Here is a 25,723-nt window from a genome sequence, read left to right on the forward strand (position 1 = left end):
GAAATGAACCATTACTGTCCACCGCTTTGCCCGATTGTCTGTGACCCGATCCAGGTTGTTGAGGATTACTACGTTCCGCAAATCGTACCGGTAATTCACCCGATTGAAGTTATCAAAAAAACACACTGTGTGCCGGTTCATCACCACTTGTATCCTGTCGTTGTCAAAGAAGAAGATCCTTGTTATGTATCCAGCCATAACAGCAAGAAAAAAGCCGTGAAAAAATCAGGCAAAGCCCGCACAACGTCCCGCAAACGCTAGTCGCAGCGGGTGCCCCGGGGGAATAGATAACAAGCTAAAAAGCAGCATACGCCCCGGGGCGCAGCTGCTTTTGTTTTTTTATCAACCCAATCGAAGAAGAGTTACCACATTCTGCTACTTGGTATATTTTTTCATCGTGTTATCCATCTGCTGCCTCACATGCTGAGGCCAAAACTGTAAGGGTGCACTGTTGCTTGAAGCGGCTTGAAGGGCTTTGTAAACATCGACCTGACCATAACCATAATATTTGTCGTGACCTGGATCACCAAGGTCGATGACGCTCTGACGCATCAGGTCCATAACCTCCGTATTGGTGAGATCCGGATTCAACGATCGAATTAGGCCTGCAAGTGCAGCGACATGCGGACTGGCCATCGACGTTCCGGATAAGGCAGCATATTGATTATTGGGGTAGGTGCTTGCGATGCTGGAGCCCGGCGCCATCACATCCACGTAATCCCCGTAGTTGGAGTACGAAGCTTTGTTCATATCCGGATCGGTTGCAGATACTGCGAACACTTCCGGATATGCGGCAGGGTATCCAGGTCGTTCGGTGTTGTCATTGCCCGTCGCAGCAATCAGGACAATATCCCGATCAAAGGCATACTTGATGGCATCATGCAGAAATTGGGCGTCGGCATAATTACCCAGACTCATATTGATGACCTTGGCCCCATGGTCTGCTGCCCAGATAATGCCTTCGGCAACAGCATATGTGGTTCCTGATCCCGAATTGTCCAGCACCTTCACGGGGAGAACCTTGTTATACCAGCTCATGCCGGCCACGCCTTCACTGTTATTGACTATGGCGCCAATGATTCCGGCTACGTGAGTGCCGTGGCCCACATCGTCAAGTGGTTTGCTTTTAGGATCCACGACGTTATATCCCTCCAGCAGCTTGCCCTTCAAATCTGGATGATTCAGATCTACTCCGGTATCCACTACGGCAACAATGACGTCTTCTTTCCCTTTTGTAAGGTTCCAGCCGCGATTGGTTTCGATGGCGGGGAGATTCCATTGATAATCGGAGAACAAAATATCGTTGGGAATCGTGACATCGGTTTGTTCAGCTGCGGTCTCATTGGTTAAATACATGTAGTGGGGTTCCATATACAGCGGATTCCATTTGCGTTCGAAATAGGAATGCAGCTGCTCGTAATTCATGTGTTCTGAGCGAAATACGTAGGTGTATCCCAGCTTTCGTGCGGATTGGGTACGGAGATCGGATTTAATGATCCGCATATCCCGTTCACCCGGCTCCTGCCGGAAACGAATAACGATTTCATTTTCGTAAAAATGGCTGGCATTGGCGTTATCATGTCCTGTTTTTACAGTCACCTCGTTTAAGGTATCTGGATGCACGGATTCGATTTTGAATTTGCCCTCACGCGGGTAAGGAATCATGCGAAGGTTTTTGCGCTGATGCTGTTCCACCGCGTTCAGAACGTTTTGGCTAAAGAGTGCAATCACTGCTTTTTTGCCATCCTTGGAGGGCACTCCCATCACGAAGTATTTTTCTTTGCCTAGAGGAAATGAGGAAGATTCAAAGCTTTTGCGTTTCATAACGGCTTTTTTGGCTAGGTTAAGGGAGTGCTCCAGTTTTTGCTGCTCCACCTTGCTTCCTTCACCGGAGGCTTTCGCGAAATGTTTGCTGGTGGAGCCTTTGGTATCCAGTACATCGATGGATCTGATGTGTTCGTGTGTATGCTGTACATCTTGAATGTAACGGCCAAACTCAGCATCACTCATGGTGGCGCTCTTCTCAAGCATAATGCTGAGATGCTGCTTGGCATCCATACGAGTCAATAAATCTGTTGCTTTTACATCCTGAACTTTCAGTTGCTGTTTATTCGCATGTTCCTCATGAGGAGCATCGGGCATGGCACTGGGCTCAGGTGCAGGACGGTTGGATGTCGGAAGCAGCAAGGTCAGCGCAAGCGCTCCCGCACCAGCGGCAATGGCCCAGTTTATCCATTTAGGTCTGGACATGGGGGATATAACCTCCTCTTGTATTTTGGACAGCAGTCATGAGTTCTGTATTCATCGTTGTCCTTGGCATAGTTCTATCGTTAGGAAAAGAGGTTATTTTTATGCAGGTGAAATCGGAACAGACTTCTTATATTAGGTAAGGATCGTGGAGGTTATGTAAAGGATGATTAAGGGATACCGCTCGTCATCTTTTTATGGTAGGATAGTAGCTGAGAATTCAAGGTCAGGGGACAACCACCGTGGCCGGCCTATATGTAAGGACTTATTTAAGGGGGAGCTACCTTTATGTCAGCAGCCAATGTACAGAAAACTTGTGAGTCAACTAGGGAAAAGTTAAAACCTGCTATCGATCGGATCGAACAATTTTTGAATGAAAATGCTTTGCCTGAATTGGATCAGAATCAGACGGAAGAATCAACAACCTTCTACAAAGGATTTCTTTCGGATCTCCGTCATTTGCTTGTTTTTTCTGAAGTTTCTTACGAAAAACTTGGCGTTGTGCTGCGTCGTGCCAATTTTGATGTTGATTTTGCCGAAAAGGCTCTCTATAACACGTATCACCAATGTGTAAACAGCTTTTTCTATCCGAAAAATGAATGCTATTCCGAAGATGGAAGATATGCTTATACAGGTCAGGATGCGATTCGCTTCCGTGACAAGCCGGTTCGGGCAGTACGCGATGTTATTCTTGAAATTTCCAAAACATACGAAGAACTGCGCGATGATTTGGCCTATTATGAAAGTGACTATTTGACTCAGCGTCGGATGCAGAATCAACGCAATCACGCATAAACGTAACAATTAACTTACGATACAAAATGGATGAAACCGCCAGCAATGGCGGTTTTTTGGCGTGTTTTAACTATAAAAACAAATCCGAATGCATGTCATCATCTGACATCTCGCCAGAGAATAGCCGATTTACGCTGGGGAGACAATAGAGGTCGAGGTGATAAATAAATGAGCCAAGACAAGCCAATTGTCAAATGCAGCGTGTCCAACTGTCATTTCTGGGGAGAAAACAATTTTTGTCATGCTGATGCCATCATGATTGACATTGACCAACATGCTACCCGCCGCTTGCATGAAGAATTTGCCGGGGAAACGTTTGATTCAGATCATCAGGATCATGCGCGTACTTCCTCAGCAACATGCTGTCACACATTCAAACCGAAGTGAGCAGTCATCCCTATTCATAATGGAGGTGCTTTGAAGTGAAGAATGACAACAAAGAGGATTATCCATTTCATCGATCCAAAACCGCCACTCCGGCAAATGTGAAAAAACGTGAACGTGTGGATTATCCACGACGTGAACATCGCGAGGAGTACGGCGCAGAAGTAGCTCCTCCGGCTTCCGTACGTACAGAACGCCCGGAGCGTGCTGCAGCAGCCCCCGAAAAGCATGAAGCTGACCGCATCATGGAGTCAACCGGTAAAGTCTCCGGTTATATTGGACTTGCTTGCGGGATTGCATCCTTATTCATGTGGTCTATCGTACTTGGCCCGGCTGCAGCCGTGCTTGGTTACTATGCTTATGTGAACGGCCGTAAAACGACAGGAGCTTGGTCCATTGGACTTGGCGCACTCGCTACGATCAGTTATTTCTTCATGATTCCATTTGCCCGTTAAATTCATGTCAGCAGTTGCAAAGAATAGAATAAATTTTTTCTAAATGATCAGTATTTCTAACCTTCTGCCTTCCCGTCAATACGGGCTATGGAGAAGGTTTTTTCATATTTGCGCAAATATGAGGATAATAATGGATTATTTTCTGAAAACAATGGAACCTTTTTGTAAAACGATGTAGAATATAGGCATAATATACGTTTATTTATACGGGAGTGGGATAAGAGATGCAGATTGATCCAAGCGGGTCACGGCAATTACTGGAATTGCAATTGTCCAATGTTGCCAATCAAACGAATGTGTCAGGTGAAACGACTGGTTCATCTGTGGACTTCGCCAATATGATGGACGGGCTGTTAAGTGCGGATACAAGCAGTAGCGAGGCATCTTCTTCAACGTCCGTTGGCCTCTCCAAAAGATCAAGTGACGGCTTGTTATGGTTACAACTGGGCAGTTTGTATAATTCGGATTCCAATACTGCCTCCAGCAGCAGTGAGAGTGTATCTTTATCGTCTCTTACGAACACGGGGGGCGTTGATTCTACATCATCCGTACCGACGGATTTTGAATCTTTGATCGCCACGGCAAGTGCCAAGTATGGTGTACCTGAATCTCTGATCAAGGCTGTGATTGATACGGAATCCGGATTTAATCCCAATGTGGTATCCTCTGCCGGTGCCAAGGGTCTGATGCAATTAATGGATGGTACAGCTGCTGGATTGGGGATAAGCAATGCCTTTGACCCTGCTCAAAATATAGATGCCGGAACCAAATATCTTTCCCTTCAGCTTCAGCGTTTTGGTGGCGAAGTGAAGATGGCGCTTGCGGCTTATAATGCCGGCCCAGGGCGCGTTTCCCGTCTGGGTGTGTCCAATGACAGTGAATTGATGAGCGTACTTCACCTTCTGCCTGCCGAGACCCAGGCGTACATTTCCAAAGTGGAAAAGGCACAGTCGAAATATACGGCTTAAGTCAAAGACTATTTTTACAGCGAGTTGAGGAAGAGATCAATTCAGGAGCATGCATGGAAACCCGGCCTGTTCCTGTTTGGTCTTTTTGTGTTGGGGCGGGATCGTGTTACAATGCTCACTGTAGGTTCATAAGAACATCTGAAGGAGGTCTGACCTCATTTGAAATATTTTGATTATGCAGCAACGACTCCTCCTGATTCAGACGTGGTTCGAACGATGGCTGAAATTATGGAGGCTCATTATGGCAATCCTTCATCCATTCATGGGTACGGAGAGCGAGCCGATCAACTGCTGAGACGGGCACGATCCGGTTGTGCAGCTGCCGTAGGTGTTAAGCCCGAGGAGATCGTGTTCACTTCCGGAGCAACCGAGAGCAACAATCTTGCGATCAAAGGGGCAGCATTAAGATATCAGTCGCGCGGAAAACATATCATTAGCACGGCTACCGAACATGCTTCGGTATACGAAAGTTTTTTGCAATTGCAGCAGTGGGGATGGGAAGTGACCTGGGTGCCCGTGGATTCCGATGGCCGCGTTAGCGCTCAGCAGATTATGGATTCATTAAGACCGGATACGGTTCTTGTGAGCCTGATGCATGTAAACAATGAAACAGGGGTCATCCAGCCCGTTGCAGAAATCGGCAATCGTTTAAAAAGAGAAGCACCTCGCATCCTTTTTCATGTCGATGGAGTGCAGGGATTTGGCAAATTGGAGGCGAAGCCCGCATCATGGGGTGCTGATCTGTACAGCTTGTCTGCTCACAAAATCCGTGGACCCAAGGGAGCGGGGCTTCTGTATGTAAGGAGTGGGGTCGAGCTTACTCCCTTGTTATCTGGTGGTTCACAGGAGCAGGGCATGAGGGCTGGAACCGAAAATGTCCCCTTACTTGTAGGTATGGCGAAGGCAATGCGTCTTGCTGAAGAACGGCAGTTGGATTTTGCTAGGAGTACAACCGTGTTGAGAGATCGAATTATGGAGACTATCGAAACGATTCCAGGACTCGTCCTGAACAGCCGGAAAGATGGTGCTCCTCACATTATCCATTTTTCTTATCCCGGCATGAAGGCTGAGGTGGCGCTCCATACGCTGGAACAACTCGGAATTACCGTATCTACGCAATCGGCCTGCTCCTCCAGGTCTGCCGAGCCTAGCCGGGTATTGCTTGCGATGGGAAGAGATGCGGCTAACGCTGCAGGTGGACTGCGGATCAGTCTTGGGGATGAACATACAGAAGAAGATGTGGCCTTGCTGGAGCAGGCGCTGCATCAGATGGTGGCGCAGCTGCGCCCGTTGGAAAGGCGGATGTAAAGTCAAATGAAATACGATATGCTGCTTCTCCGTTTTGGAGAATTTATGTTAAAAGGTAAAAATCGTGCACGATTCGAGAAAACGATCATCACTCAGGTGAGAGCACTGCTTAAGCCGTACCCCGGCGCAAGCCTGCGCAAGGAATTTGGGCGATTGTACGTGGATCTCGGTGGTGAATCACACACGGAATTGATCGCAGTACTGAAACGGGTGTTTGGTGTCATGTCCATTAGCCCGGTCAAAGTAACGCCTTCAGTGCTTGAAGATATCGTGGAAACGGCTGTTGCTTTTATGGATGAGAGGGAGCATGAGTTCAAGGAAGGCACAACCTTCAAAGTGAACACCCGCCGGGTGTGGAAAGAGTTTTCGCATTCTTCACATGAAATGAATCACATGGTGGGTTCCCCGATTCTAAGAAAATTTCAACAGCTTAGCGTGGATGTACGTAACCCGGACATCGAACTGCGAGTAGAGATTCGGGATCAAGGAACGTACATTTTCAATGAAGTGATTCCTGCCGTTGGCGGGTTCCCTCTCGGTACAAATGGCAAAGCAATGATGCTGCTGTCCGGTGGAATTGACAGTCCTGTTGCAGCCTGGGCTTCCATGCGTCGTGGACTGGAAGTGGAATGTGTACACTTTTACAGTTACCCGTTCACCAGCCAGCGTGCGAAGGAGAAGGTAATCGACCTTGCCCGAGCCTTGGCTGATCATGCAGGTACAATAAAGCTGCACCTGGTTCCTTTTACAGAGATTCAAACGGCTTTTACCCAGTTAGGACAGGACAATCTCATCATTACACTGATGCGTCGCTCCATGCTGCGAATTGCAACGAAGCTGGCTGAACGTGAGCGTGCCCTTGCAATTATTACCGGAGATAGTCTTGGACAAGTGGCAAGCCAGACGCTGCCTAGCATGAATGTCATTGGGCGTGCCACGGAACTTCCGCTTCTGCGCCCTCTGGTGATGATGGACAAACAGGAAATTATTACACTGTCCAAACAGATTGGGACATATGATATCTCGATTCTGCCTTACGAGGATTGCTGCACCCTGTTTGTGCCGAAATCACCTACCACGAACCCGAACCTTCGCATCGTGGATAAAATAGAAGCGACAATGAGCCAACTGCCTGAATGGATAGAGGAAGCTGTGGCTCAGACGGAAACCATCGTTCTTCATGCAGGTGAATCAGCCCCTGCAACCGATGAGAACAAAGAGAACGAGATCAAGGAAGACTGGTTCTGATGATCTGATGATGGTGGATGACATAATAAGGACTATGTTACCTTAAATGGAAAAAGGACTGGCCGATGGAAAATCGGTCAGTCCTTTTTGTTTGGTGCCTATGAGTATGAACGCTGCTGTTCCCCGCTGCGTCTATTGTTGCTTGAGCGTTTACGGTATCCTGCAAACACCACACCTGCAACGACCAGAACGATAAACAGAATGCGCAGTGCGGGATGCTCGGTGAAGAATGGCACAAGTCGGTGTTCCTCGGTAATCATGTGTGAGGCGGTATAACCAAGTACAATAGCCCCAACATAAATAATCCATGGGAAGTGATTGATCAGCTTGATGAATAGGGTACTTCCCCATACGATAATCGGGACACTGATCAGAAGTCCGATGATAACAAGCACCAAATGCTGTTCAGCCGCGCCTGCCACCGCAATGACATTGTCCAGTCCCATGGCGGCATCTGCAATAACGATAGTCCGTACAGCAACCCATAGGGAGCTGCCTGCCTTGATATCATTATGCTCCTCACCCTGGTCGGCCAATAACTTATAGGCAATCCAGATCAGCAAGATGCCACCAACCAGCAGCAGCCAAGGTACCTTGAGCAGCCAAAGTACAACGACTGTGGCTACAATCCGGATCACTAGGGCGCCTGCTGTCCCGTAGAGAATCGCCTTTTTCTGCACTGAAGGGTGCAAATTACGTGCTGCAAGACCAATAACGATTGCATTATCGCCAGCCAGCATGAGATCAATAAATACAATTTTCAACAAAGCAAGCCAAAAAACAGCGCTAAATAGCTCCATATGCTGTCACTCCTTCTATATGTCCGAACCCTAAAAAGCTTGTTCAATCGTTAAGAATAGCATGGACAACTTTGACATACAAGTAAGAGTGGGGGGAGGAGAAGCATGGATACATTGTGGCTGTTGACTGAAATTTTAATGATCAATCTGGTTTTGAGTGGAGATAATGCGGTAGTTATTGCTCTCGCGAGTAAGGATCTGCCTGAAAGGCAGCGCAAGCAAGCCGTATGGTGGGGGGCTTTTGGTGCCGTCGTACTTCGATGTGTGTTGACATTTGCAGCGGTGTTAATGCTGGGGATTCCATTCATACAGGCAGCCGGTGGGATATTGCTTTTCTGGATTGCCGTGAAACTCCTGCTTCAAAATGAAGATGAAGTACATATTCGGGAAGCTTCCACGACTTGGAAAGCGGTTCAGACGATTTTGATTGCTGATTTTGTAATGAGTTTGGACAACGTACTTGCCATTGCAGCATTGGCTGAAGGGGACTTGGCACTTATCGTCATCGGAATTGCGATTAGCATTCCCATTGTGGTGTGGGGGAGTGGTTTAATCGTCGGTTTGCTGAAGCGATTTCCGATACTGGTGTTTGCCGGTTCAGGAATTTTGGCCTTCACAGCGGGAGAAATGGTGATGAGCGATCCGAAGCTGGGTCAATGGCTCGGCAGCTTGGCGGCTGAAGCCCACACTCTCCTTCCGGTAGCGATGGCGGGTCTTGTCATTGCGGTCGGAGGAGCGCATAAGTTTGTAAGGCGGAATGTATAAACTGGTGGTCTGGGTAGGCAGCAGAATAACAGTATACAGTGGAGGACAACCGTCTGCCGAGGACGGTTTTTTTGTTGAATTCAATCGTACCATGTTGTAAAAATTGGTGGATGAGGGATGATCCAGCCCCCTTGGGGTAATACATGATAGAACTGTGACGAAATGCGACATCAAGTATAGTTTTTTGCAAAAACATGGGCTACACTAGAGGCAGGATTACGAAAGCTGGTCATCATGAAAAGACTAATTTGTTTAGCTTACAACCTACATAGCCAAATGATATAAGAGGTGAGTGCAGATGAACATGAGAAATGAAAAAGCGATCGGAATATTTATTGTGGCCGCAGGTATTTTTATTTTGCTTGGCAAACTTGGGGTGTTTGGCTTTATTGGACGTCATTTCTGGCCTTTGCTTATTTTGCTGCCGGGAATTGCTCTCCACGCCCTGTATTATGCAAGAATATCCCCCGCCTGGTCGCTTTTTCCGGCAGGGATGTTAACCGTATATGGCATTTTATTCGGCATTACGAACACATGGGGTGGAGGGCTGATGAGCAGCCTGTGGCCTGCCTTGTTGCTGGGAATTGCCATTGGTTTGCTGGAATATGGGCTCGCAGAACGCCATAGACCCGAGTTCGTGTTGCCAGCAGCATTGGCTATTGGCGCGCTGTCCATTGTATTGTTCGGTTTCACCTTGCTTCACACCGGAATTATCTATGTGTTAGCTGTCCTTCTCATTTTGGGCGGGATCTGGCTGCTGCTTGGACGAGGGCGTCCACGGAGGGGCTGGTAACATTCCCAGATGTTCCTCCAAGCGAAATATCTTGATTTTTAGCTATGATCAACTATAATATAAGGGATAAAGACATGCGTCGGGATATCACCGACGCTTATTTTGGGTGAGTAACCTGCAGAAAAGCGGGAAGTTTAGTAGATAAGAATTGAAATTGGAAAGGATATGGATACAAACCATGCATTCAAGAGAACACATTCGCAATATTGCGATTATTGCCCACGTCGACCACGGGAAAACAACGCTAGTCGACAAGTTGCTCCAGCAATCCGGTACTTTCCGTGATCACGAAACGGTACAGGAGCGCGCAATGGACTCCAACGATCTGGAGCGTGAACGCGGTATTACGATTTTGGCCAAAAACACGGCTATTACCTATAAAGACTATCTGATCAACATTGTAGATACACCAGGACACGCCGACTTCGGTGGTGAAGTAGAACGTATCATGAAAATGGTTGACGGAGTATTGCTCGTTGTTGATGCTTATGAGGGCTGTATGCCACAAACGAAGTTCGTACTTCGTAAAGCACTGGAGCACAACCTGACTCCGATCGTTATTGTAAACAAAATTGACCGTCCAGCGGCTCGTCCGGCTGAGGTTATTGATGAAGTACTTGACCTGTTTATCGAACTGGGTGCCAGCGATGAACAACTTGAATTCCCTGTCGTATATGCTTCCGCATTGAACGGAACATCCAGCATGGAAGACGATCCTGCCAAACAAGATGACAACATGATGGCGATCTACGATACCATCGTAAGTCATATCCCTCATCCAACAGAGAACGTTGAAGAGCCACTGCAATTCCTCGTTACGCTGATGGACTACAATGAGTACCTCGGACGTATTGCTATCGGTCGTGTAAACCGCGGTGTGATTCGTCAAGGCCAATCCGTTACTGTTATTATGCGTGATGGCAAAAGCAAAACAGCTCGTATCGAGAAACTGTTTGGTTTCCAAGGTCTGAAACGTGTTGAGACAGAGGAAGCTGGCGCAGGTGACATCGTTGCGATCGCGGGTATTAAGGATATCAACATCGGTGAAACGATTGCTGACCCGAACAACCCTGAGGCTTTGCCGGTTCTGAAAATTGATGAGCCAACACTGCAAATGACATTCCTCGTAAACAACAGTCCATTCGCAGGCCGTGAAGGTAAATGGGTAACTTCCCGTAAACTGCGCGAGCGTTTGTTGAAAGAATTGGAAACTGACGTATCCCTTCGTGTTGAAGAAACAGAGAGCCCAGATGCATTTATCGTTTCCGGACGTGGTGAGCTTCACCTCGGTATCCTGATTGAAAATATGCGTCGTGAAGGATATGAGCTTCAAGTATCCAAACCAGAAGTTATCGTCAAAGAAATTGACGGTAAGAAAATGGAACCTCTTGAGCGCTTATTGATTGATATCCCTGAAGAAAGCATGGGTTCCGTCATGGAGAGCCTGGGCGCACGTAAAGCAGAAATGGTGAACATGGTTAACTCGGGTAGCGGTCAAGTACGTCTGGAGTTCCTGATTCCTGCACGTGGTCTGATTGGATACAGCACCAACTTCCTGACATTGACTCGTGGTTATGGTGTAATGAACCATGCATTTGACAGCTACGCTCCAGTAGTATCCGGTCAAGTGGGTGGACGTCACCAAGGTGTACTGATCTCAACTGAAACGGGTACATCTACGTTCTATGGAATGATGGGTGTTGAGGATCGTGGTACGCTCTTCCTTGAGCCTGGAACAGAAATTTACGAAGGTATGATTGTTGGTGAGCATACACGAGACAATGATATCGTTGTAAATATCTGCAAAGAAAAACAATTAACTAACGTTCGTTCTTCAGGTAAAGATGATACGGTTAAAATTAAAACTCCGATTATCTTCTCATTGGAACAGGCGCTTGAATATCTGAATGAAGATGAATATTGTGAGATTACTCCAAAATCTATTCGTCTTCGTAAGAAGATCCTGAACAAATCCGAACGTGAGCGTGCAGAGAAACAACGTAAAATGGCTGCAAAATAACGCTTAATCATAACTAACAAAAAATAGTATGTATAAGTTAACGTTTGATGTCTTCCAATTGTATTTGGGTTAATGCTGCATATGTAGTGGAGGGAACGGAATCGATTCTGAAGAAGCAAAGCGTTCGCCTTTATCTCCGGATTTTCCCATTTGAAAAATGGTTCAAAAAATCTGGAGATAACAGCGATCGAAAGAACGATCCGAACCCGAAACGGTCACTAATGCTCGCTTGAATTCCCAATTACGTTTTGTTAAATCAACCAGATAACTTATACAAGCATGATCACGAAAGGAGCTGACTGTGCATGCAAGCATGGTTTGCATCAAACCCGATCGTAGCCTACATCGTCATCTTTGTGCTGATTACTTACGTATATAACAAGGTGTTTCGGGTACGTCAGAAATTGCCGCTTGTGAAGGAAATCTTTCTTTATCTATTGATGGCGATGGGCACATTCATGCTTCTTATTTTTCAGATCGACAAGCTGCCCATTATTCAATGTTTGCTGGTAGCGGTTGGTCTGATGTTGTTAGTGCGAGTGCGCTATTTCATCGAAGGTCGTCAAAAGAAAAAGGCGGAAGCTGCCGCCAGAAACTCATAAAATCTGTCTTTGTACAGACCATCCGTTTTCCTTCGGGAAAGCGGATGTCTTTTATTTGGACAAAAACAGATGTGATAAAGGTGTTGAAGATATGAACTCGAATTCGAACGGACTGCCTCCCCGTAGACAGGCACCGACCAAATCCAGTGCTTCAGGGTCCAGCAACAGTAAAGGTAAACCACCCAAAAAGAAAAAGCGAATGCGTACTTTTGCTAAGCTCGTTTTGAGCTTGTTGGTGATTGCCATTGTTGTAGGAGGCGGTTATCTCTACTGGGTATACAACCAGGTGGCAGACACCGGCATAAACAAGCCAGTGCCTCCGGGGATGTCGGCAAAGACGAAGCCCATTACGATGCTGCTATTAGGTACGGACAACCGGCCTGAAACGGGAACCTATCTGTCCGATGTGGTCATGGTAGCAGCCATGAACCCGGATACGAAAACGGCCACGATTGTCTCCTTGCCTCGCGATACCCGGATTGAACTGGAAGGATACAAGGCAAATAAACTGAATTCATACTATCCCAAGTTTAAAGCCCAAGAGAAAACCTCCGGAAAAAATGCGGAGGATCAAATGAAAGAAATGATGGGCAAGTATTTCGACGTAGACATCAATTACACAACGGTGCTTAATTTTCAGGCATTCCGCGATGTGGTAGATGCTGTGGGCGGCGTGGATGTGACAGTGGATAAAAACATGTGTTACAGGGATACGGCTGATGGTACGGATATTAATCTGGTTGCTGGTGATCAGCACCTGGATGGCAAGCAAGCGCTTGACTTTGTGCGTTACCGTAAATCCAACTGTGATCCCAAAACGGATGAATCCAACGACTTTGACCGGAATAAACGTCAAAACCAGGTCCTGAATTCCATGCTGGATCAGATGAAATCACTTGGTGGTGTGACGAAGATCAGCAAAGTAATTGGTGCTGTAGATGACAACATGACAACGGATGTAGAGTCCGAACAGATGAAGAACTTCATCGCTACGTATTGGAATATTTCAAAATCGGATGTTCACTATACACCTGTGACTGGCGACTGGAGAAGTCCATATGTATATGTGAATGAGACGGAACTTGCCAATGCAAAACAGGCTTTGCAAGATACGCTCTCAGGTAAAGTAACGTCCTCGCCGGCGGGGGAATAGCTGGGGATTGGAAGCAAGTTTCCGGGTATGTTATAATAGCATAAATCATAGTATCAAGAATTGCATAAAGTAGGTTAAGGAGGGCTGGTTTAATGTCCGAAGCCGTCACACAATTGACTGAATCTCTTTTGCAGCAATTCAAGAATGAGACGTTTGTACTCCTAAACACGGTTGACATTGAATCAGGAGGCCCGACGTCTACTGCGATCTCCTGGATTTATGCGGAGAATGCTTCTACGCTTCGGGTCGCTTTGGATCATCGTTCACGACTGGTGAACAATATGAAACAAAATCCGTTGATCACGGTCACGGTATTTGGAGAAGAGACGGTCTATGCGATCAACGGACGTGCTTCAGTTCGACAGGATCCTTTGCAGGATGTTCCTTTTAATATGTGCTGTTTCGACATTTCAATTGAAGCGGTCAGGAATGCCCTGTTTTATGGAGCCCAGCTATCCTCTGTGCCTCAATATGTCAAAATATACGATCAGCGTGCTGCTGAGAAATTGGATGAGCAGGTTTTTGCTGCCATGAAAAAAGCCTAGTGAGAAATCACTGGGCTTTTTGTTGCTTTTTGTCCGTGGAATGCTGCTGCATTTGCTGTTCATCAGGAGCCTGTTCATCCGGATTTTGACGGACTTTGACGTCTTTCGGGAGTTGTGGAATAATTCGTCCAACCATGTCAGCTAGTTCGGAAGCAAAACCGGATATCGGATGCCCTTGGCGGATATGTTCTCCGATTTCGCGAATGCGTTCAGTGACATCCGCATCAGCAGTTACGATGGAATCAATGCCTTCGGGATCTTTGCGCAGCGCTTCTGCAACCGTGTATTTTATAGTGCCAACGCGTGCACGCTCCAGTTCACCATCTACATCAATGCCGACAACAGCTGTATTGCCTAAGATGACGCAGTTGGCATCTTTGACACCTTCCACTTGCTTCGCAAGCGCTTTGAGGTGGTTAATCCGATTATCGTTGGTCATCCGGCCTGTTTGGTTATCATCAGCAACGTTCAGTTCATGAACTTCACCCGTATTTTCATTGAAGCGGTCAAGGCGTGAAGGATTCATTCGGTCATCCTCTGTATAGAGCATGTGAGATCCGTTTTGTTGATCTTGCTGTGTTGTAACGTTACCTCCGTAACTTCTTGGATGCGTCTTATACTGCTCCGGTGAAGCGCTGCGAGTGGTGTTGTTGCAGCCTGTAAGTATAAAGATCAGAAGCAGCGTGCAAACCCAATATTTCATAAATGTTCATCCTTTCTTGGAGTTTTTCAGAATGGTTGACAATTATTTTGTCCTAGACGAATACATTTATGTATGGGAGCATGATTGTCCATGCCGCTGCTGAAAGATCACACTATCACAGATGAACTTGGGAATGGAAAATACGGACTGCCTTTGCATCGAAATACAATGATTGAATCCGGCATTCCCGAGTTCACGTTCTAGCCCATGCCTTTAACGACGCCGCTTTGGAGGGGATTGAATGAAAAAGATTTTTGTATTGGATACCAACGTGCTTCTGCATGACCCCAATGCCATATTTGCCTTTGAGGAACATGAGGTAATCATTCCCGCGGTTGTACTGGAGGAAATTGACTCCAAAAAAAGAAATGCTGATGAAATTGGCCGCAATGCCCGAAATGTATCCCGATTACTTGATGGTTTGCGTGAGCTTGGTCACCTGCACAGTGGCGTGCCTCTGGCGAATGGAGGGAACCTGAAAGTTGAGCTCAACCATCGCAGTTTTGTAAAGGTACAAGAAATGTTCGGGGAAGTATCCAATGATAACCGGATTTTGGCGGTGGCTCTCAATTATCAAATCGAAGAAAATGAGAAAGAAGTCGTGGAACGGCAGGTCGTTCTGGTCAGCAAAGATGTACTCGTTCGTATCAAAGCAGATGTGCTCGGTCTGTTCACTCAAGATTACCTGTCCGATCGGACAGCAGGACTCAGTGAATTATATCCAGGCTACACAGCCTTGAAAGTTCATCCGTCGGTAATCGATGAGTTTTACACATATCGTTTTCTGCCGATCAAACCATTGCAGTTGTCCTATAAGCTTTATCCCAATGAATTTGTGATTCTCAAGGATGAGATGGGGACCAATAAATCAGCATTGCTAAAGGTAAACACGGAGGGAACCAAGCTTGAGCCGTTGTTCCTAAGTAATGATAATGTATGGGGCATTAGTGCACGAAACGCACAACAGCGTATGGCACTGGAATTGCTTTTAAACGATGATATACCACTCGTTACCATTACGGGAAAAGCCGGGACAGGAAAAACCTTATTGGCACTTGCTGCAGGCCTTCTTAAGGTGGAAGACGATCATAAATATAAAAAGTTGCTGATTGCGAGACCGGTGGTCCCAATGGGCAAGGATATCGGTTATCTGCCAGGGGAAAAGGAAGAGAAACTGAGACCATGGATGCAGCCCATTTACGATAATCTTGAATTTTTGTTTGATACAAAAAAGGCAGGAGATATTGACAAAATTTTGATGGGGCTCGGCAGTATTCAGGTTGAAGCACTAACGTATATTCGCGGACGTTCCATACCTGGTCAATTTATTATCGTAGATGAAGCACAAAACCTGTCCCGTCATGAAGTGAAAACAATTGTTTCTCGTGTAGGCGAAGGCAGTAAAATTATACTGATGGGTGACCCTGAACAAATTGACCATCCTTATCTGGATTCCGCAAGCAACGGTCTAACGTATGTGGTGGAACGATTCAAGCAGGAAGGCATCAGTGGACATATTATGCTGGAAAAAGGAGAGCGTTCCAAACTGGCTCAATTGGCAGCTGATTTGTTGTAAGCTAAACGGAGTATATTTCCCGGGAAAATATAAAAAAAATGCCGGCTCGGTTGAGCCGGTTTTTTTGCTGAAAAATTGAAAAAGAGATATTACACAGAACTCTGTATTCTCTTAGTATGCAAAAGCTCAAAAATCTGTTTTTTGGCAGGATAGGACAGGAGCACTACTATTTTGTTACAATAAACTTTACAGGAAAAATATAGGGAGTGAGGAGGAGAAGTTAATGAAGCGTAGGCATCAGGTCGTATTATTCGCAGTGCTGCTGCTTTCTTTGACCATTCTGTCTCCGAGCTTTGACTTTAGAGGGACACCTCAGAACCAGGAAGGGGATCAGGATAATAGTTCGTTTCCTAATACTTCATCCCGCAATGAGAATCAGCAAGTCCCGGTTGAGATCGTAGTTTCCATGTCTGAGAAGGAGTTTCAGGTCTTTTCCAAGATTGCTAACCAAATAGCAGATGCGCGTATGGTCGAGATTGATCTTCGAAATCTGGAAACGGATACATATCAAAATGTGCTGGAGGATGAACTTGCGGTAGGGGACAGCGGGGATATTATCCTGCTTGATAGTGCGGAGGTGCAGGGTTATGCAAAAAGAGGGCATTTATATCCTCTGAATGCAACAAGCCTATCTAAAACACTCGGTGAATCAGTATCCCGTTTACGGGAAAAGACCGAATGGAATGGATATCAATGGGGGATGCCATTTGATTTTGACCCCTACGTGCTTGCATCAGGGTCTGATGTAGCTGCAGAGGCTGGTTTGGAGAGATTGCCACAAAATCTGGACGAGTGGACCAAGCTGCTGAATCAAATGGAGGAGAAGACCAGAGGATTGCTCACTATTAACATAAATGATCCTTTTGCCGCAGATGCTTGGTTAAATGAATTTGGGCCGGGAGTTGCTCCATCTACTGTAAGAAATATACCAGAGGCATCTACACATGTTGGAGATGAACAGGTGAAGAGGGTACTGAATCGGATTCAGCCTTATATAAAGCCTCTGGACGCTGACCCAGAGTTTAATGATTCGGCCATGCAGGAGCAATCATTGTTGATTGTGACACGGTTTTCCAAGCTGTTGGAGGGAGATCAAGGGCTAAACGGGGATAAAAGATCACCAACAAACCGGGTCATGTTTAAACCGCTCGCCGCCATAAAATCCAGAAGTTTTGTGATTACATCCGGTTCTCATGAAGCGGAGCAGGCAAGCCGATGGATCGAAGGCATGATATCCGCTTCAGCGCAGTCGGATTGGTACCAACAAGCCCATCATCTGCCTGCCAAACAGCAGCAATTGAACCTGGAGTCCAAAAAGCTAACGGATGGAGGACAAATGATCGGTGGTCAGGAATGGTTTGCGTCCGAGATATCTGAGAATGATGTTATTGAGAGCCCCATGCAGTTGTTACAGTACAAGAAGAAGATTCAACAGTTCCTTCAAGGAGAAATTTCAGCGAATCAGTATGTGAGTGGCATTCTTCAGATACATCATTCATCAAAATGAGATGGCAAGTTTAACTTCCAGTACACCTTTGCTTGTGGATACATCTGTAGCTTTCACAAAAGACAAAATTTTCTGTGGATAAAAACCGAGATCGAATTCCTTTTCAAGCATTCGTCGTGTCGTATCCGGTAGTTCCAACTGGTTAAAAACGAGTTTATCTACATGAAAACGGATGGAGTTTTGTGGCTCGTTTTCTACTGTATAGTGACCTTCGATGCTTAATTGTAACTGATCACGTTGTCCGGAAGCCGTAATTCGGTCCTCGTCAAATTGAAAGGCGAAATCTTCAAAGATCGGATTCTGCTCACGCAGAAATTGATTTAGGTCATCTTGTCCAATTTGGATCGTGTAAGCTGTTCCTGTCGTGGAAATTCCACCGTTCTGTTCTTGTATAAACTCCGGAAGATTCTGCATGGCTGTTGCTAATGCCCTGAAATAGCGTTTAACCTCGTGTATACCCACATTCTCCCAATAAATCGTCAACTCATCCATCAACTTTTGGATGGCCGCCGGATTTCCGCTGGCTGAAACTTGCCCGTCCACTTCCTTTTGCAATGCGACTACACGCTCCCGCTGACTCTCCAAATTGGATTTTAATTCGTCCAGTTCTGCTGTGGTCTGACTAATTTTGGCGGAGGTCTCCTGTATACTCTGATAACGATCCTGATATTTGTTTAGGACTGCCTGGTCTCTGCCAATGATAATTTGGTAGTAATCATAAAGGATGAACAGATCTTTAAGCGATCTGGCGCCAAGCACAGTCATAAGAAGGTTGTCCCGTTCCCCTGTGTAATAGGACCTAACTACAGCACCTGCCCGATCTTGCTGGATATGTATTTGCTCTTCCTGTTCCTTTAGCTGGATCTGCAGCTCTTGTTGTTGTAGGTCAAGTTCCTTTTGCCTGACCGCAATACGTTCAATTTCATGATCGATCTCCACGATGGACAGACTCTTTTGCAAAATTTCACGAGTTTCCTCTGGTGATGCTTCTCCAAAGGCATATGTCGATGTGAGCTGGACAAATAGTAGGGTGAAGATAAATAGGGCGCTAATGCTATATCGACGGTTCACCGCATCATTCTCCTTTCCATATTTCAATATCCATTGTACAGGCTTCTGTCTTTCAGACAATATATGAAATGAAATCTTAAAATATCCTTAGTGGATACATAACGCTGAAAACAATCATTTAATCAGATATCCTATGTATTGAGAAACAACAAAAAAGCGAACCGGCCTATGGCCGGATCGCTTTGATGCTGTTGGCGGATTAAAGCGGCAACCCCATTTGGAACACAGTCCAGTAGCTGAACCCTGTGAAGGTAACGATCATATAACCCCAGAAGAGCAATATGTACGTTCTTTCGGTAAATTTTAAATACCCCAAAATGACGAAAAACGCAGTCTGCAGGAAAAAAAGTAAAGCCATCTCGACCAGATCTCCTGCAAAAGCCATCAGGCCAATCGTAAGCGTGAAGAACCCGAGTACCCGAAACATGCGTGCCACGGTTAGTCCTCCTCTCTATGTACGATCATAGATTGTCTACACAACATTATACCGGGAAAGGAAAATGGTGTAAACAGAATTGGATATGAAAGCGAATTCTTTTTTTTGCTTCTCAGGAGTGTTTATAGGACATCTTTTGCATATATAACGTATGAGTACTGGCGAATATGGAAATACATTTTAGTATGAAATCAATTCTATGAACTCTATGAGAGGCATAAGAATGAATGAAGCAGCTTTTATACCTAATTCACAAGCCGGGAAACCGGTAATGAGGACGGTTATTTTAGGATGTTGTTAGGAGGGTATTATAGCATGACTGCAGTGAGACAGGATGCTTGGAGTACAGAGGACGATTTGATCTTGGCCGAGGTAACTTTGCGGCATATCCGGGAAGGCAGCACACAATTGGCAGCATTCGAGGAAGTTGGCGAAAAAATAGGCAGAACTTCTGCCGCTTGCGGTTTTCGCTGGAACAGCTGTGTACGCAAAAAGTATGAGTCGGCCATCAGCAATGCGAAGGCACAACGTCAAAAGAGAAGTTATCTTCGAAAACAACCGGCTTTGCTTGGACCCCAGGTCGCAGCTCTAACTACACTTGATACGGAAGAAAACTTGTATAAGGCCGATGGAGTATCGGAAGACTCGCTTTCTATTGATGCCGTGATTCGCTTTTTGCGCCAATGGAAAGGCACTGTACAGGAAAATGGACGACAACTCAAAATGCTCGAGAAGGAGCTTCGTGAAAAAGAAGATGAGCTCCATGAACTTCGCTGTGAGAATGACCGTCTGTCCAAAGAAGTGAATGAAGTACAGACTGATTATCGTGTGGTGAATGACGATTATAAAGCGTTGATTCAGATTATGGATCGTGCACGCAGGCTTGCTTTCCTGGCTGAGGAAGAAGAGGAACTCAAAACCCGTTTCAAAATGGACGCAAACGGAAACTTGGAACGAATTGAATAACGGATCAAGCTCTTTGAATGATGATTTTTGATCTGACCCGTCACATCTCCGTTACAAACGGCAGGTAAGACGGGTTTTTTGTTTGAAGTTTTTGTTCTATTATATATAGAAGTGATTATTGAGAGTGGAAGAGGGATGTCCCATGGTTATTGACGTTGTAGGAGCAGGCTCACTTGGCCTTTTATATGGAGGAAAACTTCAGGCAGCCGGATATCCTGTGCGGTTTTGGACCAGGACATCAGAACAAGCCGAAAAACTGCGTATGTACGGGTTAGATATCATGGAGCGGGGAGCGAAGGTAAAGTTGCTTCCTGAGTATATTCAGGCTTATCCGATATCGGAATTATCTGCCCGTTGGCATCATCAGCCTGGGGACTGGCTCCTCCTCATGGTTAAGCAGACAAGTATAGATGAGGTCCTTCATATCATGAAGACAATGAAGAATCATCTCATTAACATAGCCTGTTTTCAGAATGGGATGGGCCATATAGAGAAGATACATGCAGCCATGCCGTTGTCCCATCTATATCGTGCAGTAACTACTGAAGGTGCCAAAAGGGTGGAGAACGGGGTTGTTCGTGCTGGTGAGGGGGAAACCTGGATTGGCAGAGATGTACATAGTACAGCACTACACGAAGGCACAAAAGGAAATCTGGAAGACATAAGCTTGGAAGTACTATTGCAGCAGGCAGGATTTAACTGTACAGTGTCGAATCAAATCGATAAGCTGATATACAGAAAGCTGCTAATTAATGCTGTCATTAACCCTCTCACGGCCATCTGGAGAATAACAAATGGGGAGTTGCTTCAGAATGAGCAGCGTATAACAGTTATGCGCCAACTCTATGATGAAGCTGCAGCCATTTATAAAGCCAATGAAATCATATTGGATTTCAATATGTGGGAGGAAGTTTTGTCCGTCTGCCGATCGACAGCCACTAATACGTCTTCAATGCTTGCAGATGTTATGCATGGGCGGCGTACTGAAGTGGAATCGATCAGTGGGCATATAGTCAGCATGGCACAACGGACTGGTTTGACTGCTCCGCTGCATGAAACAATGCTTCATCTGATCGAAGGAATTAGGCCGGAAGGAGTGAGTTAATGGGATTTTTTATCGTGCTGAGCATACTGCCGTTTTTTCCGTTTTTTATTGTGTATTGGGCCATGTATGGGTGGAAAAAGGATAAACGAGCTTCACTTCGCACCGCGATGGATGTAACGACTGTATTTCTGATTTTCTCCGTATCGGCGTTATTCAACTTAACATTTGATTCGAATTTTGGTTTTTATTTGACATTATTACTCATACTAATTGCACTCGGATTGATTGGGGGAGCTCAAAATAGGTTGAAAGGGAAAGTTGATGGGGGTCGAATGTTCCGGGCCGTTTGGCGCATGGCCTTTGTATTGATGAGTTTTGGGTATGTCTTATTTACTATATTTGGCTTATTTAGATACTTAATGAAACAGATGTGAGGTTACATAACGCAAAAAGGCTAAAAAATGTGTCGATTTTGTCGAAAACTGAAAAAAACATTACTTTCTGAAAAAGTAATGTAGATTTTTTTGACCGGTGGTTGTATAATCTATAAACATAAACCACATCAATTTAGGGGGAAAGTGTTAGATGAAAAGGAAAAGTCTATTAGTCCTTTTGACGCTGATTCTGGCGTTCGGTACCGTACTTGCAGCGTGCGGATCGAAAAATGAAGGCACAAGTAACACGGGAACTGGCTCTGCAGGCGAGGAAAGCGGTCTCGCAAAAAATCAAGTGCTGAAAATTAACCTGACAGCTGAACCTCCTACGTTGGACCCGGCTCAGGCAAAAGACAGCCAAACCAACACTGTTCTGAAATTCTTGTATGAAGGTCTTGTACGCATCGACGAGAATGGTAAAGAAGCACCAGGCGTTGCGAATGACTGGAAAATTTCCGAAGATGGTTTGAAATATGTGTTCAACCTGAACCCGGATGCGAAATGGAGCAACGGTGATCCAATCACTGCTGAAGACTTCGTTCGTTCTTGGGAACGTGCACTGAAACCTGAAACGGCTTCTCCGTACGCGTACCAATTGTACTACATCAAAGGTGCTGAGGGTTTCAACCTGAGCAAAGACGAAACTTACAAAGGTACTAAAATCACAGATTTCTCCCAAGTGGGTGTAAAAGCTACTGATGAGCACACACTGGAAGTAACGTTGGAAAACCCAACACCTTACTTCTTGGGTCTGACAGCATTCTACACGTACTACCCAGTACACCAATCTGCTGACACAAATGATAAATTCTTCACAGACTACAAAAACATGATCGTTAACGGACCATTCACTATGGATCAATACGCTAAAGGTCAAAAAATCGTAGTTAAGAAAAACGAAGGCTACCATGCAGCTTCTGATATCAAATTGTCTGAAATTAACATGTCCTTGACAAGCAGCAGTGCTTCCGAACTGCAAGCATACAAGTCGGGACAACTGGATTACACAGGTGCACCTAACGGTGAAATCCCAACCGACCAAATTCCTTCTGTAAAAGCGGAATTGCCGGATGAGTTCAAAGCAACTGGTATCGCAAGTACTTACTACTACCAGTTCAACGTTAACGAAGCACCATTCAACAATGCTAAAATCCGTAAAGCTTTTGCAATGGCGATCGAGCGTCAACTGATCGTTGACAAAGTTACACAAGGTGGACAAGTTCCAGCTTACGGCTTTGTACCTCCAGGTATCCGCGGTGAAAACGGCGAGTTCCGTGATGAGCACAAAGACGACTACTTCACTGAAAATGTTGAAGAAGCAAAAGCATTGCTTGCTGAAGGTATGAAAGAAGAAGGATACACAACATTGCCAGCAGTTACACTGATCTACAACACTAGTGATGCTCACGCGAAAATCGCGCTTGCTGTTGCTGACATGTGGAAGAAAAACCTTGGTGTTGATGTGAAAACAGAAAACCAAGAGTGGGGCGTATTCCTTGAGAACCGTCAAAACCAAAACTTCCAAGTGGCTCGTGCGGGCTGGTCTGCTGACTACAACGATCCGTACAACTTCCTGGAAATGTGGACTACTGGTAACACAAACAATGACTCCAAGTTCAGCAACGAACAGTATGACAAAGATGTTAAAGAAACTGTGAAATCTGCTGATCCAGCTGCTCGTATGGCTGCATTTGCTGATGCTGAGAAAATCCTGATTCAAGATGAAATGGGCGTAATGCCAATCTATTACTACACTAACGTATCTTTGACTAAGCCTTACCTGAAAGGTGTACAACTTGATTTCAGTGGAGCAATTGACTTCACTCGTGCATATCTGGAAGAGAAATAAGTTGTTCTGAAGTCTATATGATTACTTCGGGATATATATGTGGAATTCCATATATATCCCGATTTTTTTGTATGTGCACCGATTTTCCTTATAATTCTTGAAATTTCCGATAAATGGATTGGACTTTATTCATGTCTAATTCTACAATCGATTTGTATACAAAATATTGTTTTTTGGAGGTGTGCAAGGGTTGGTTAAGTACGTGCTGAAAAAACTGCTATTTATGCTGCTATCGCTTTTCATACTCGCATCAGCAACCTTCTTCCTGATGAAGGCCATTCCGGGTGACCCTTTTACATCCGAGAAAAAAGTATCGCCTGAAATTCGGGCACTACTGGAAGAGAAGTATGGGCTGGACAAACCGATGTATGAACAATACCTGAAGTATATGGGTGGAATTCTCAAAGGTGATTTTGGTGTTTCGATGAAATATCTGAATCAAGAAGTAACCGACATGATCACTCAAACGTTTACAGCATCTCTGAAACTGGGGATCTTTGCAATTGTGATCTCAGTAGTCGTTGGGGTTCTGCTAGGACTTATCGCTGCGGTTTACCATCGTAAGCTGATAGATGATGTCACGATGATCCTGGCGGTAATTGGTATCGCAGTACCGAGCTTCTTGCTCGCATCCCTGCTTCAATACGTTTTCGCCTTCAAACTGGGCTGGTTTAACGTTATGGGATTCGACGGACCGCTTGACTATGTACTTCCGGTTGCGGCATTGTCTGCATCCCCGATTGCCTTTATCGCACGTTTGACGCGTTCCAGCATGCTCGAAGTGCTGCACGCGGATTACATCAAGACAGCTAAAGCCAAAGGTCTGAAATGGCCTGCAATCATGTTTAAACACGTTATTCGTAACGGTATTCTTCCCGTTGTAACTTATGTGGGTCCGATGACAGCTAACATCATCACGGGTTCCGTAGTTATTGAGCAAATCTTTAACATCGGGGGAATTGGTAAAGTATTCGTAGAAAGTATCACGAACCGGGATTATACAATGATCATGGGGATTACGATTTTCTATGGTATCCTCCTGATGTTGGCACGTTTCCTTACAGATATCGCATATGTGCTGATTGATCCTAGAATTAAGCTGGAAAGCCGGAAGGGGGCATAACGTTGTCTGGCACGAACAATAACAATAAAGCAACGGCGAACACTGCCCTGGATAGTCAGGCAGCGGTGAAATCGCAAGAAAGTGTATCGTTATGGAAAGACGCCATGTACAGACTTGCAACCAACAAGGCCGCGATGATCAGTTTGGGCGTTCTGGTTCTTGTTGTCATTTTCTCTTTGATTGGTCCAACTTCGTTGTTTACAAGTTATAATTATTATTCTAATGATTTGCTTAATGCCAATGCAGCGCCAAGTGCGGAGCACTGGTTCGGAACGGACGAGCTCGGTCGTGATGTGTGGGTAAGAACCTGGGTAGGTGCACGTGTATCCCTTACTGTAGGTTTGGCTGCTGCCTTGATTGACCTTGTCATCGGGGTAATCTACGGAGCGATTATGGGTTTCTACGGCGGACGTGTTGATGGAATCATGAACAAGTTCTCCGAAATCCTTTATTCCCTGCCGTACATGCTCGTTGTAATCTTGCTGCTGGTTGTTTTGGAACCAAGTCTTACGACCATTATCATTGCCCTTACGATCACGGGCTGGATCAGTATGTCCTGGATTGTACGTGGTGAGATCATGCAGTTGAAAAACAGAGACTTTATTCTTGCCGCACGGTCCATGGGTGCAAGCACAGGACGTCAATTGTTCCGTCACCTGTTGCCAAATGCAGTAGGACCAATTCTCGTAACGCTGACGTTGTCTATTCCAAATGCCATCTTTGCCGAAGCGTTCCTGAGCTTCCTCGGACTGGGTGTTTCTGCACCGAAATCTTCCCTGGGTTCTATGATCAATGACGCATTGACAGGCTGGACGCTGTATCCTTGGCGGATGTGGTTCCCTGCAGGTCTGATGGTACTCACAATGCTTGCATTCAACTTGCTCGGTGACGGTCTGCGTGATGCACTCGATCCGAAATTGCGTAAATAGA

General features: G+C 45.6%; 26 protein-coding genes. 21 read left to right on the forward strand and 5 right to left on the reverse strand.

Annotated features, from left to right (window positions below; genetic code table 11):
• The first annotated feature begins 3 nt into the window (after nucleotides 1–3).
• The gene (locus tag AAIH57_RS17285; RefSeq protein WP_175397506.1) at nucleotides 4–261 is read left to right on the forward strand and encodes a hypothetical protein; all 258 of its coding nucleotides are present in this window, start codon (nucleotides 4–6) and stop codon (nucleotides 259–261) included.
• A gap of 114 nt (nucleotides 262–375) precedes the next feature.
• Here the strand turns inward: AAIH57_RS17285 and AAIH57_RS17290 are convergent, their stop codons facing one another.
• Complete coding sequence (locus AAIH57_RS17290) at nucleotides 376–2,250, reverse strand: S8 family peptidase (RefSeq protein ID WP_430022505.1); 1,875 nt, start codon at nucleotides 2,248–2,250, stop codon at nucleotides 376–378.
• A gap of 285 nt (nucleotides 2,251–2,535) precedes the next feature.
• On the opposite strand from AAIH57_RS17290, the gene AAIH57_RS17295 reads away from it, so the two are divergent.
• From AAIH57_RS17295 to thiI, 6 genes are all read left to right on the forward strand, one after another.
• Nucleotides 2,536–3,042 carry a YpuI family protein gene (locus AAIH57_RS17295; protein WP_175397508.1) on the forward strand — a complete coding sequence of 169 codons (507 nt, stop codon included), beginning with the start codon at nucleotides 2,536–2,538 and terminating at the stop codon, nucleotides 3,040–3,042.
• Between the two features lie 168 nt (nucleotides 3,043–3,210).
• Nucleotides 3,211–3,429: a DUF1540 domain-containing protein gene (locus AAIH57_RS17300; protein WP_095289916.1), complete on the forward strand. Its 219-nt coding sequence runs from the start codon at nucleotides 3,211–3,213 to the stop codon at nucleotides 3,427–3,429.
• Nucleotides 3,430–3,527: 98 nt separating this feature from the next.
• Nucleotides 3,528–3,881 carry a hypothetical protein gene (locus tag AAIH57_RS17305; protein ID WP_430022714.1) on the forward strand — a complete coding sequence of 118 codons (354 nt, stop codon included), beginning with the start codon at nucleotides 3,528–3,530 and terminating at the stop codon, nucleotides 3,879–3,881.
• 224 nt (nucleotides 3,882–4,105) lie between these two features.
• Nucleotides 4,106–4,849, forward strand: a complete 744-nt coding sequence (locus tag AAIH57_RS17310) for a lytic transglycosylase domain-containing protein (RefSeq protein ID WP_430022506.1) — start codon at nucleotides 4,106–4,108, stop codon at nucleotides 4,847–4,849.
• A gap of 159 nt (nucleotides 4,850–5,008) precedes the next feature.
• A complete protein-coding gene (locus AAIH57_RS17315) occupies nucleotides 5,009–6,157 on the forward strand; it encodes a cysteine desulfurase family protein (RefSeq protein WP_430022507.1) in 1,149 nt (382 codons plus the stop codon).
• Nucleotides 6,158–6,163: 6 nt separating this feature from the next.
• Nucleotides 6,164–7,405, forward strand: coding sequence for a tRNA uracil 4-sulfurtransferase ThiI (thiI, locus tag AAIH57_RS17320; protein ID WP_430022508.1), 1,242 nt, complete (start codon nucleotides 6,164–6,166; stop codon nucleotides 7,403–7,405).
• Between the two features lie 98 nt (nucleotides 7,406–7,503).
• Here thiI and AAIH57_RS17325 read toward each other — a convergent pair whose 3' ends face one another.
• A complete protein-coding gene (locus AAIH57_RS17325) occupies nucleotides 7,504–8,205 on the reverse strand; it encodes a TerC family protein (protein WP_175397512.1) in 702 nt (233 codons plus the stop codon).
• A gap of 105 nt (nucleotides 8,206–8,310) precedes the next feature.
• Between AAIH57_RS17325 and AAIH57_RS17330 the strand changes: the two genes are divergently transcribed.
• The 6 genes from AAIH57_RS17330 to AAIH57_RS17355 all read left to right on the forward strand — a co-directional run bounded on the left by AAIH57_RS17330 (nucleotide 8,311) and on the right by AAIH57_RS17355 (nucleotide 14,083).
• Nucleotides 8,311–8,970: a TerC family protein gene (locus AAIH57_RS17330; RefSeq protein WP_175397513.1), complete on the forward strand. Its 660-nt coding sequence runs from the start codon at nucleotides 8,311–8,313 to the stop codon at nucleotides 8,968–8,970.
• Between the two features lie 298 nt (nucleotides 8,971–9,268).
• On the forward strand, nucleotides 9,269–9,763 hold the full coding sequence (locus tag AAIH57_RS17335; protein ID WP_430022509.1) for a hypothetical protein: 495 nt from the start codon (nucleotides 9,269–9,271) through the stop codon (nucleotides 9,761–9,763).
• 178 nt (nucleotides 9,764–9,941) lie between these two features.
• Nucleotides 9,942–11,783: a translational GTPase TypA gene (gene typA / locus AAIH57_RS17340; RefSeq protein WP_175397515.1), complete on the forward strand. Its 1,842-nt coding sequence runs from the start codon at nucleotides 9,942–9,944 to the stop codon at nucleotides 11,781–11,783.
• Nucleotides 11,784–12,088: 305 nt separating this feature from the next.
• A complete protein-coding gene (locus AAIH57_RS17345) occupies nucleotides 12,089–12,385 on the forward strand; it encodes a YlaH-like family protein (RefSeq protein ID WP_175397516.1) in 297 nt (98 codons plus the stop codon).
• Between the two features lie 91 nt (nucleotides 12,386–12,476).
• Nucleotides 12,477–13,538 carry an LCP family protein gene (locus tag AAIH57_RS17350; protein ID WP_175397517.1) on the forward strand — a complete coding sequence of 354 codons (1,062 nt, stop codon included), beginning with the start codon at nucleotides 12,477–12,479 and terminating at the stop codon, nucleotides 13,536–13,538.
• Nucleotides 13,539–13,630: 92 nt separating this feature from the next.
• The gene (locus AAIH57_RS17355) at nucleotides 13,631–14,083 is read left to right on the forward strand and encodes a pyridoxamine 5'-phosphate oxidase family protein (RefSeq protein WP_413035674.1); all 453 of its coding nucleotides are present in this window, start codon (nucleotides 13,631–13,633) and stop codon (nucleotides 14,081–14,083) included.
• 7 nt (nucleotides 14,084–14,090) lie between these two features.
• On the opposite strand, the gene AAIH57_RS17360 is transcribed toward AAIH57_RS17355, so the two are convergent.
• Entirely contained in the window at nucleotides 14,091–14,786 is a 696-nt protein-coding gene (locus AAIH57_RS17360; protein WP_175397519.1) for a YhcN/YlaJ family sporulation lipoprotein, read from the reverse strand.
• A 241-nt stretch (nucleotides 14,787–15,027) separates the two neighbouring features.
• On the opposite strand from AAIH57_RS17360, the gene AAIH57_RS17365 reads away from it, so the two are divergent.
• Both AAIH57_RS17365 and AAIH57_RS17370 read left to right on the forward strand, forming a co-directional pair.
• On the forward strand, nucleotides 15,028–16,362 hold the full coding sequence (locus AAIH57_RS17365) for a PhoH family protein (protein ID WP_175397520.1): 1,335 nt from the start codon (nucleotides 15,028–15,030) through the stop codon (nucleotides 16,360–16,362).
• 223 nt (nucleotides 16,363–16,585) lie between these two features.
• Nucleotides 16,586–17,869, forward strand: a complete 1,284-nt coding sequence (locus tag AAIH57_RS17370; RefSeq protein WP_430022510.1) for an extracellular solute-binding protein — start codon at nucleotides 16,586–16,588, stop codon at nucleotides 17,867–17,869.
• Here the strand turns inward: AAIH57_RS17370 and AAIH57_RS17375 are convergent.
• Together AAIH57_RS17375 and AAIH57_RS17380 are read right to left on the reverse strand one after the other, a co-directional pair.
• Nucleotides 17,861–18,940, reverse strand: a complete 1,080-nt coding sequence (locus AAIH57_RS17375; RefSeq protein ID WP_430022511.1) for a coiled-coil domain-containing protein — start codon at nucleotides 18,938–18,940, stop codon at nucleotides 17,861–17,863. The two genes, AAIH57_RS17370 and AAIH57_RS17375, sit on opposite strands and share 9 nt — an antisense overlap.
• A gap of 199 nt (nucleotides 18,941–19,139) precedes the next feature.
• Nucleotides 19,140–19,376 carry a DUF2626 domain-containing protein gene (locus AAIH57_RS17380; protein ID WP_095289941.1) on the reverse strand — a complete coding sequence of 79 codons (237 nt, stop codon included), beginning with the start codon at nucleotides 19,374–19,376 and terminating at the stop codon, nucleotides 19,140–19,142.
• A 315-nt stretch (nucleotides 19,377–19,691) separates the two neighbouring features.
• Between AAIH57_RS17380 and AAIH57_RS17385 the strand changes: the two genes are divergently transcribed.
• The 6 genes from AAIH57_RS17385 (at nucleotide 19,692) to AAIH57_RS17410 (ending at nucleotide 25,722) form a co-directional block, all read left to right on the forward strand.
• The gene (locus AAIH57_RS17385) at nucleotides 19,692–20,342 is read left to right on the forward strand and encodes an RsfA family transcriptional regulator (protein ID WP_175397523.1); all 651 of its coding nucleotides are present in this window, start codon (nucleotides 19,692–19,694) and stop codon (nucleotides 20,340–20,342) included.
• Between the two features lie 142 nt (nucleotides 20,343–20,484).
• On the forward strand, nucleotides 20,485–21,447 hold the full coding sequence (locus AAIH57_RS17390; protein ID WP_430022512.1) for a ketopantoate reductase family protein: 963 nt from the start codon (nucleotides 20,485–20,487) through the stop codon (nucleotides 21,445–21,447).
• Nucleotides 21,447–21,821, forward strand: coding sequence for a DUF3397 domain-containing protein (locus tag AAIH57_RS17395; RefSeq protein WP_175397525.1), 375 nt, complete (start codon nucleotides 21,447–21,449; stop codon nucleotides 21,819–21,821). Before AAIH57_RS17390 ends, AAIH57_RS17395 begins: the two co-directional genes overlap by 1 nt.
• 151 nt (nucleotides 21,822–21,972) lie before the next feature.
• On the forward strand, nucleotides 21,973–23,670 hold the full coding sequence (locus AAIH57_RS17400) for a peptide ABC transporter substrate-binding protein (RefSeq protein WP_430022513.1): 1,698 nt from the start codon (nucleotides 21,973–21,975) through the stop codon (nucleotides 23,668–23,670).
• Nucleotides 23,671–23,860: 190 nt separating this feature from the next.
• Nucleotides 23,861–24,793: an ABC transporter permease gene (locus AAIH57_RS17405; RefSeq protein ID WP_095289949.1), complete on the forward strand. Its 933-nt coding sequence runs from the start codon at nucleotides 23,861–23,863 to the stop codon at nucleotides 24,791–24,793.
• 47 nt (nucleotides 24,794–24,840) lie between these two features.
• Complete coding sequence (locus AAIH57_RS17410) at nucleotides 24,841–25,722, forward strand: ABC transporter permease (protein ID WP_376768976.1); 882 nt, start codon at nucleotides 24,841–24,843, stop codon at nucleotides 25,720–25,722.
• Nucleotide 25,723: the final 1 nt, after the last annotated feature.

This window comes from Paenibacillus sp. MABNR03, from assembly GCF_050455445.1.
Lineage (GTDB): Bacteria > Bacillota > Bacilli > Paenibacillales > Paenibacillaceae > Paenibacillus > Paenibacillus xylanilyticus.

Coding starts and splice junctions, on each gene's coding strand:
- AAIH57_RS17325 (WP_175397512.1), bottom strand. CDS start 8,205: ATGGAGCTATTTAGCGCTGTTTTTTGGCTTGCTTTGTTGAAAATTGTA.
- AAIH57_RS17335 (WP_430022509.1), top strand. CDS start 9,269: ATGAACATGAGAAATGAAAAAGCGATCGGAATATTTATTGTGGCCGCA.
- AAIH57_RS17360 (WP_175397519.1), bottom strand. CDS start 14,786: ATGAAATATTGGGTTTGCACGCTGCTTCTGATCTTTATACTTACAGGC.
- AAIH57_RS17285 (WP_175397506.1), top strand. CDS start 4: ATGAACCATTACTGTCCACCGCTTTGCCCGATTGTCTGTGACCCGATC.
- AAIH57_RS17300 (WP_095289916.1), top strand. CDS start 3,211: ATGAGCCAAGACAAGCCAATTGTCAAATGCAGCGTGTCCAACTGTCAT.
- AAIH57_RS17400 (WP_430022513.1), top strand. CDS start 21,973: ATGAAAAGGAAAAGTCTATTAGTCCTTTTGACGCTGATTCTGGCGTTC.
- AAIH57_RS17385 (WP_175397523.1), top strand. CDS start 19,692: ATGACTGCAGTGAGACAGGATGCTTGGAGTACAGAGGACGATTTGATC.
- AAIH57_RS17395 (WP_175397525.1), top strand. CDS start 21,447: ATGGGATTTTTTATCGTGCTGAGCATACTGCCGTTTTTTCCGTTTTTT.
- AAIH57_RS17370 (WP_430022510.1), top strand. CDS start 16,586: ATGAAGCGTAGGCATCAGGTCGTATTATTCGCAGTGCTGCTGCTTTCT.
- AAIH57_RS17330 (WP_175397513.1), top strand. CDS start 8,311: ATGGATACATTGTGGCTGTTGACTGAAATTTTAATGATCAATCTGGTT.
- AAIH57_RS17295 (WP_175397508.1), top strand. CDS start 2,536: ATGTCAGCAGCCAATGTACAGAAAACTTGTGAGTCAACTAGGGAAAAG.
- thiI (WP_430022508.1), top strand. CDS start 6,164: ATGAAATACGATATGCTGCTTCTCCGTTTTGGAGAATTTATGTTAAAA.
- AAIH57_RS17350 (WP_175397517.1), top strand. CDS start 12,477: ATGAACTCGAATTCGAACGGACTGCCTCCCCGTAGACAGGCACCGACC.
- AAIH57_RS17365 (WP_175397520.1), top strand. CDS start 15,028: ATGAAAAAGATTTTTGTATTGGATACCAACGTGCTTCTGCATGACCCC.
- AAIH57_RS17290 (WP_430022505.1), bottom strand. CDS start 2,250: ATGTCCAGACCTAAATGGATAAACTGGGCCATTGCCGCTGGTGCGGGA.
- typA (WP_175397515.1), top strand. CDS start 9,942: ATGCATTCAAGAGAACACATTCGCAATATTGCGATTATTGCCCACGTC.
- AAIH57_RS17310 (WP_430022506.1), top strand. CDS start 4,106: ATGCAGATTGATCCAAGCGGGTCACGGCAATTACTGGAATTGCAATTG.
- AAIH57_RS17345 (WP_175397516.1), top strand. CDS start 12,089: ATGCAAGCATGGTTTGCATCAAACCCGATCGTAGCCTACATCGTCATC.
- AAIH57_RS17390 (WP_430022512.1), top strand. CDS start 20,485: ATGGTTATTGACGTTGTAGGAGCAGGCTCACTTGGCCTTTTATATGGA.
- AAIH57_RS17355 (WP_413035674.1), top strand. CDS start 13,631: ATGTCCGAAGCCGTCACACAATTGACTGAATCTCTTTTGCAGCAATTC.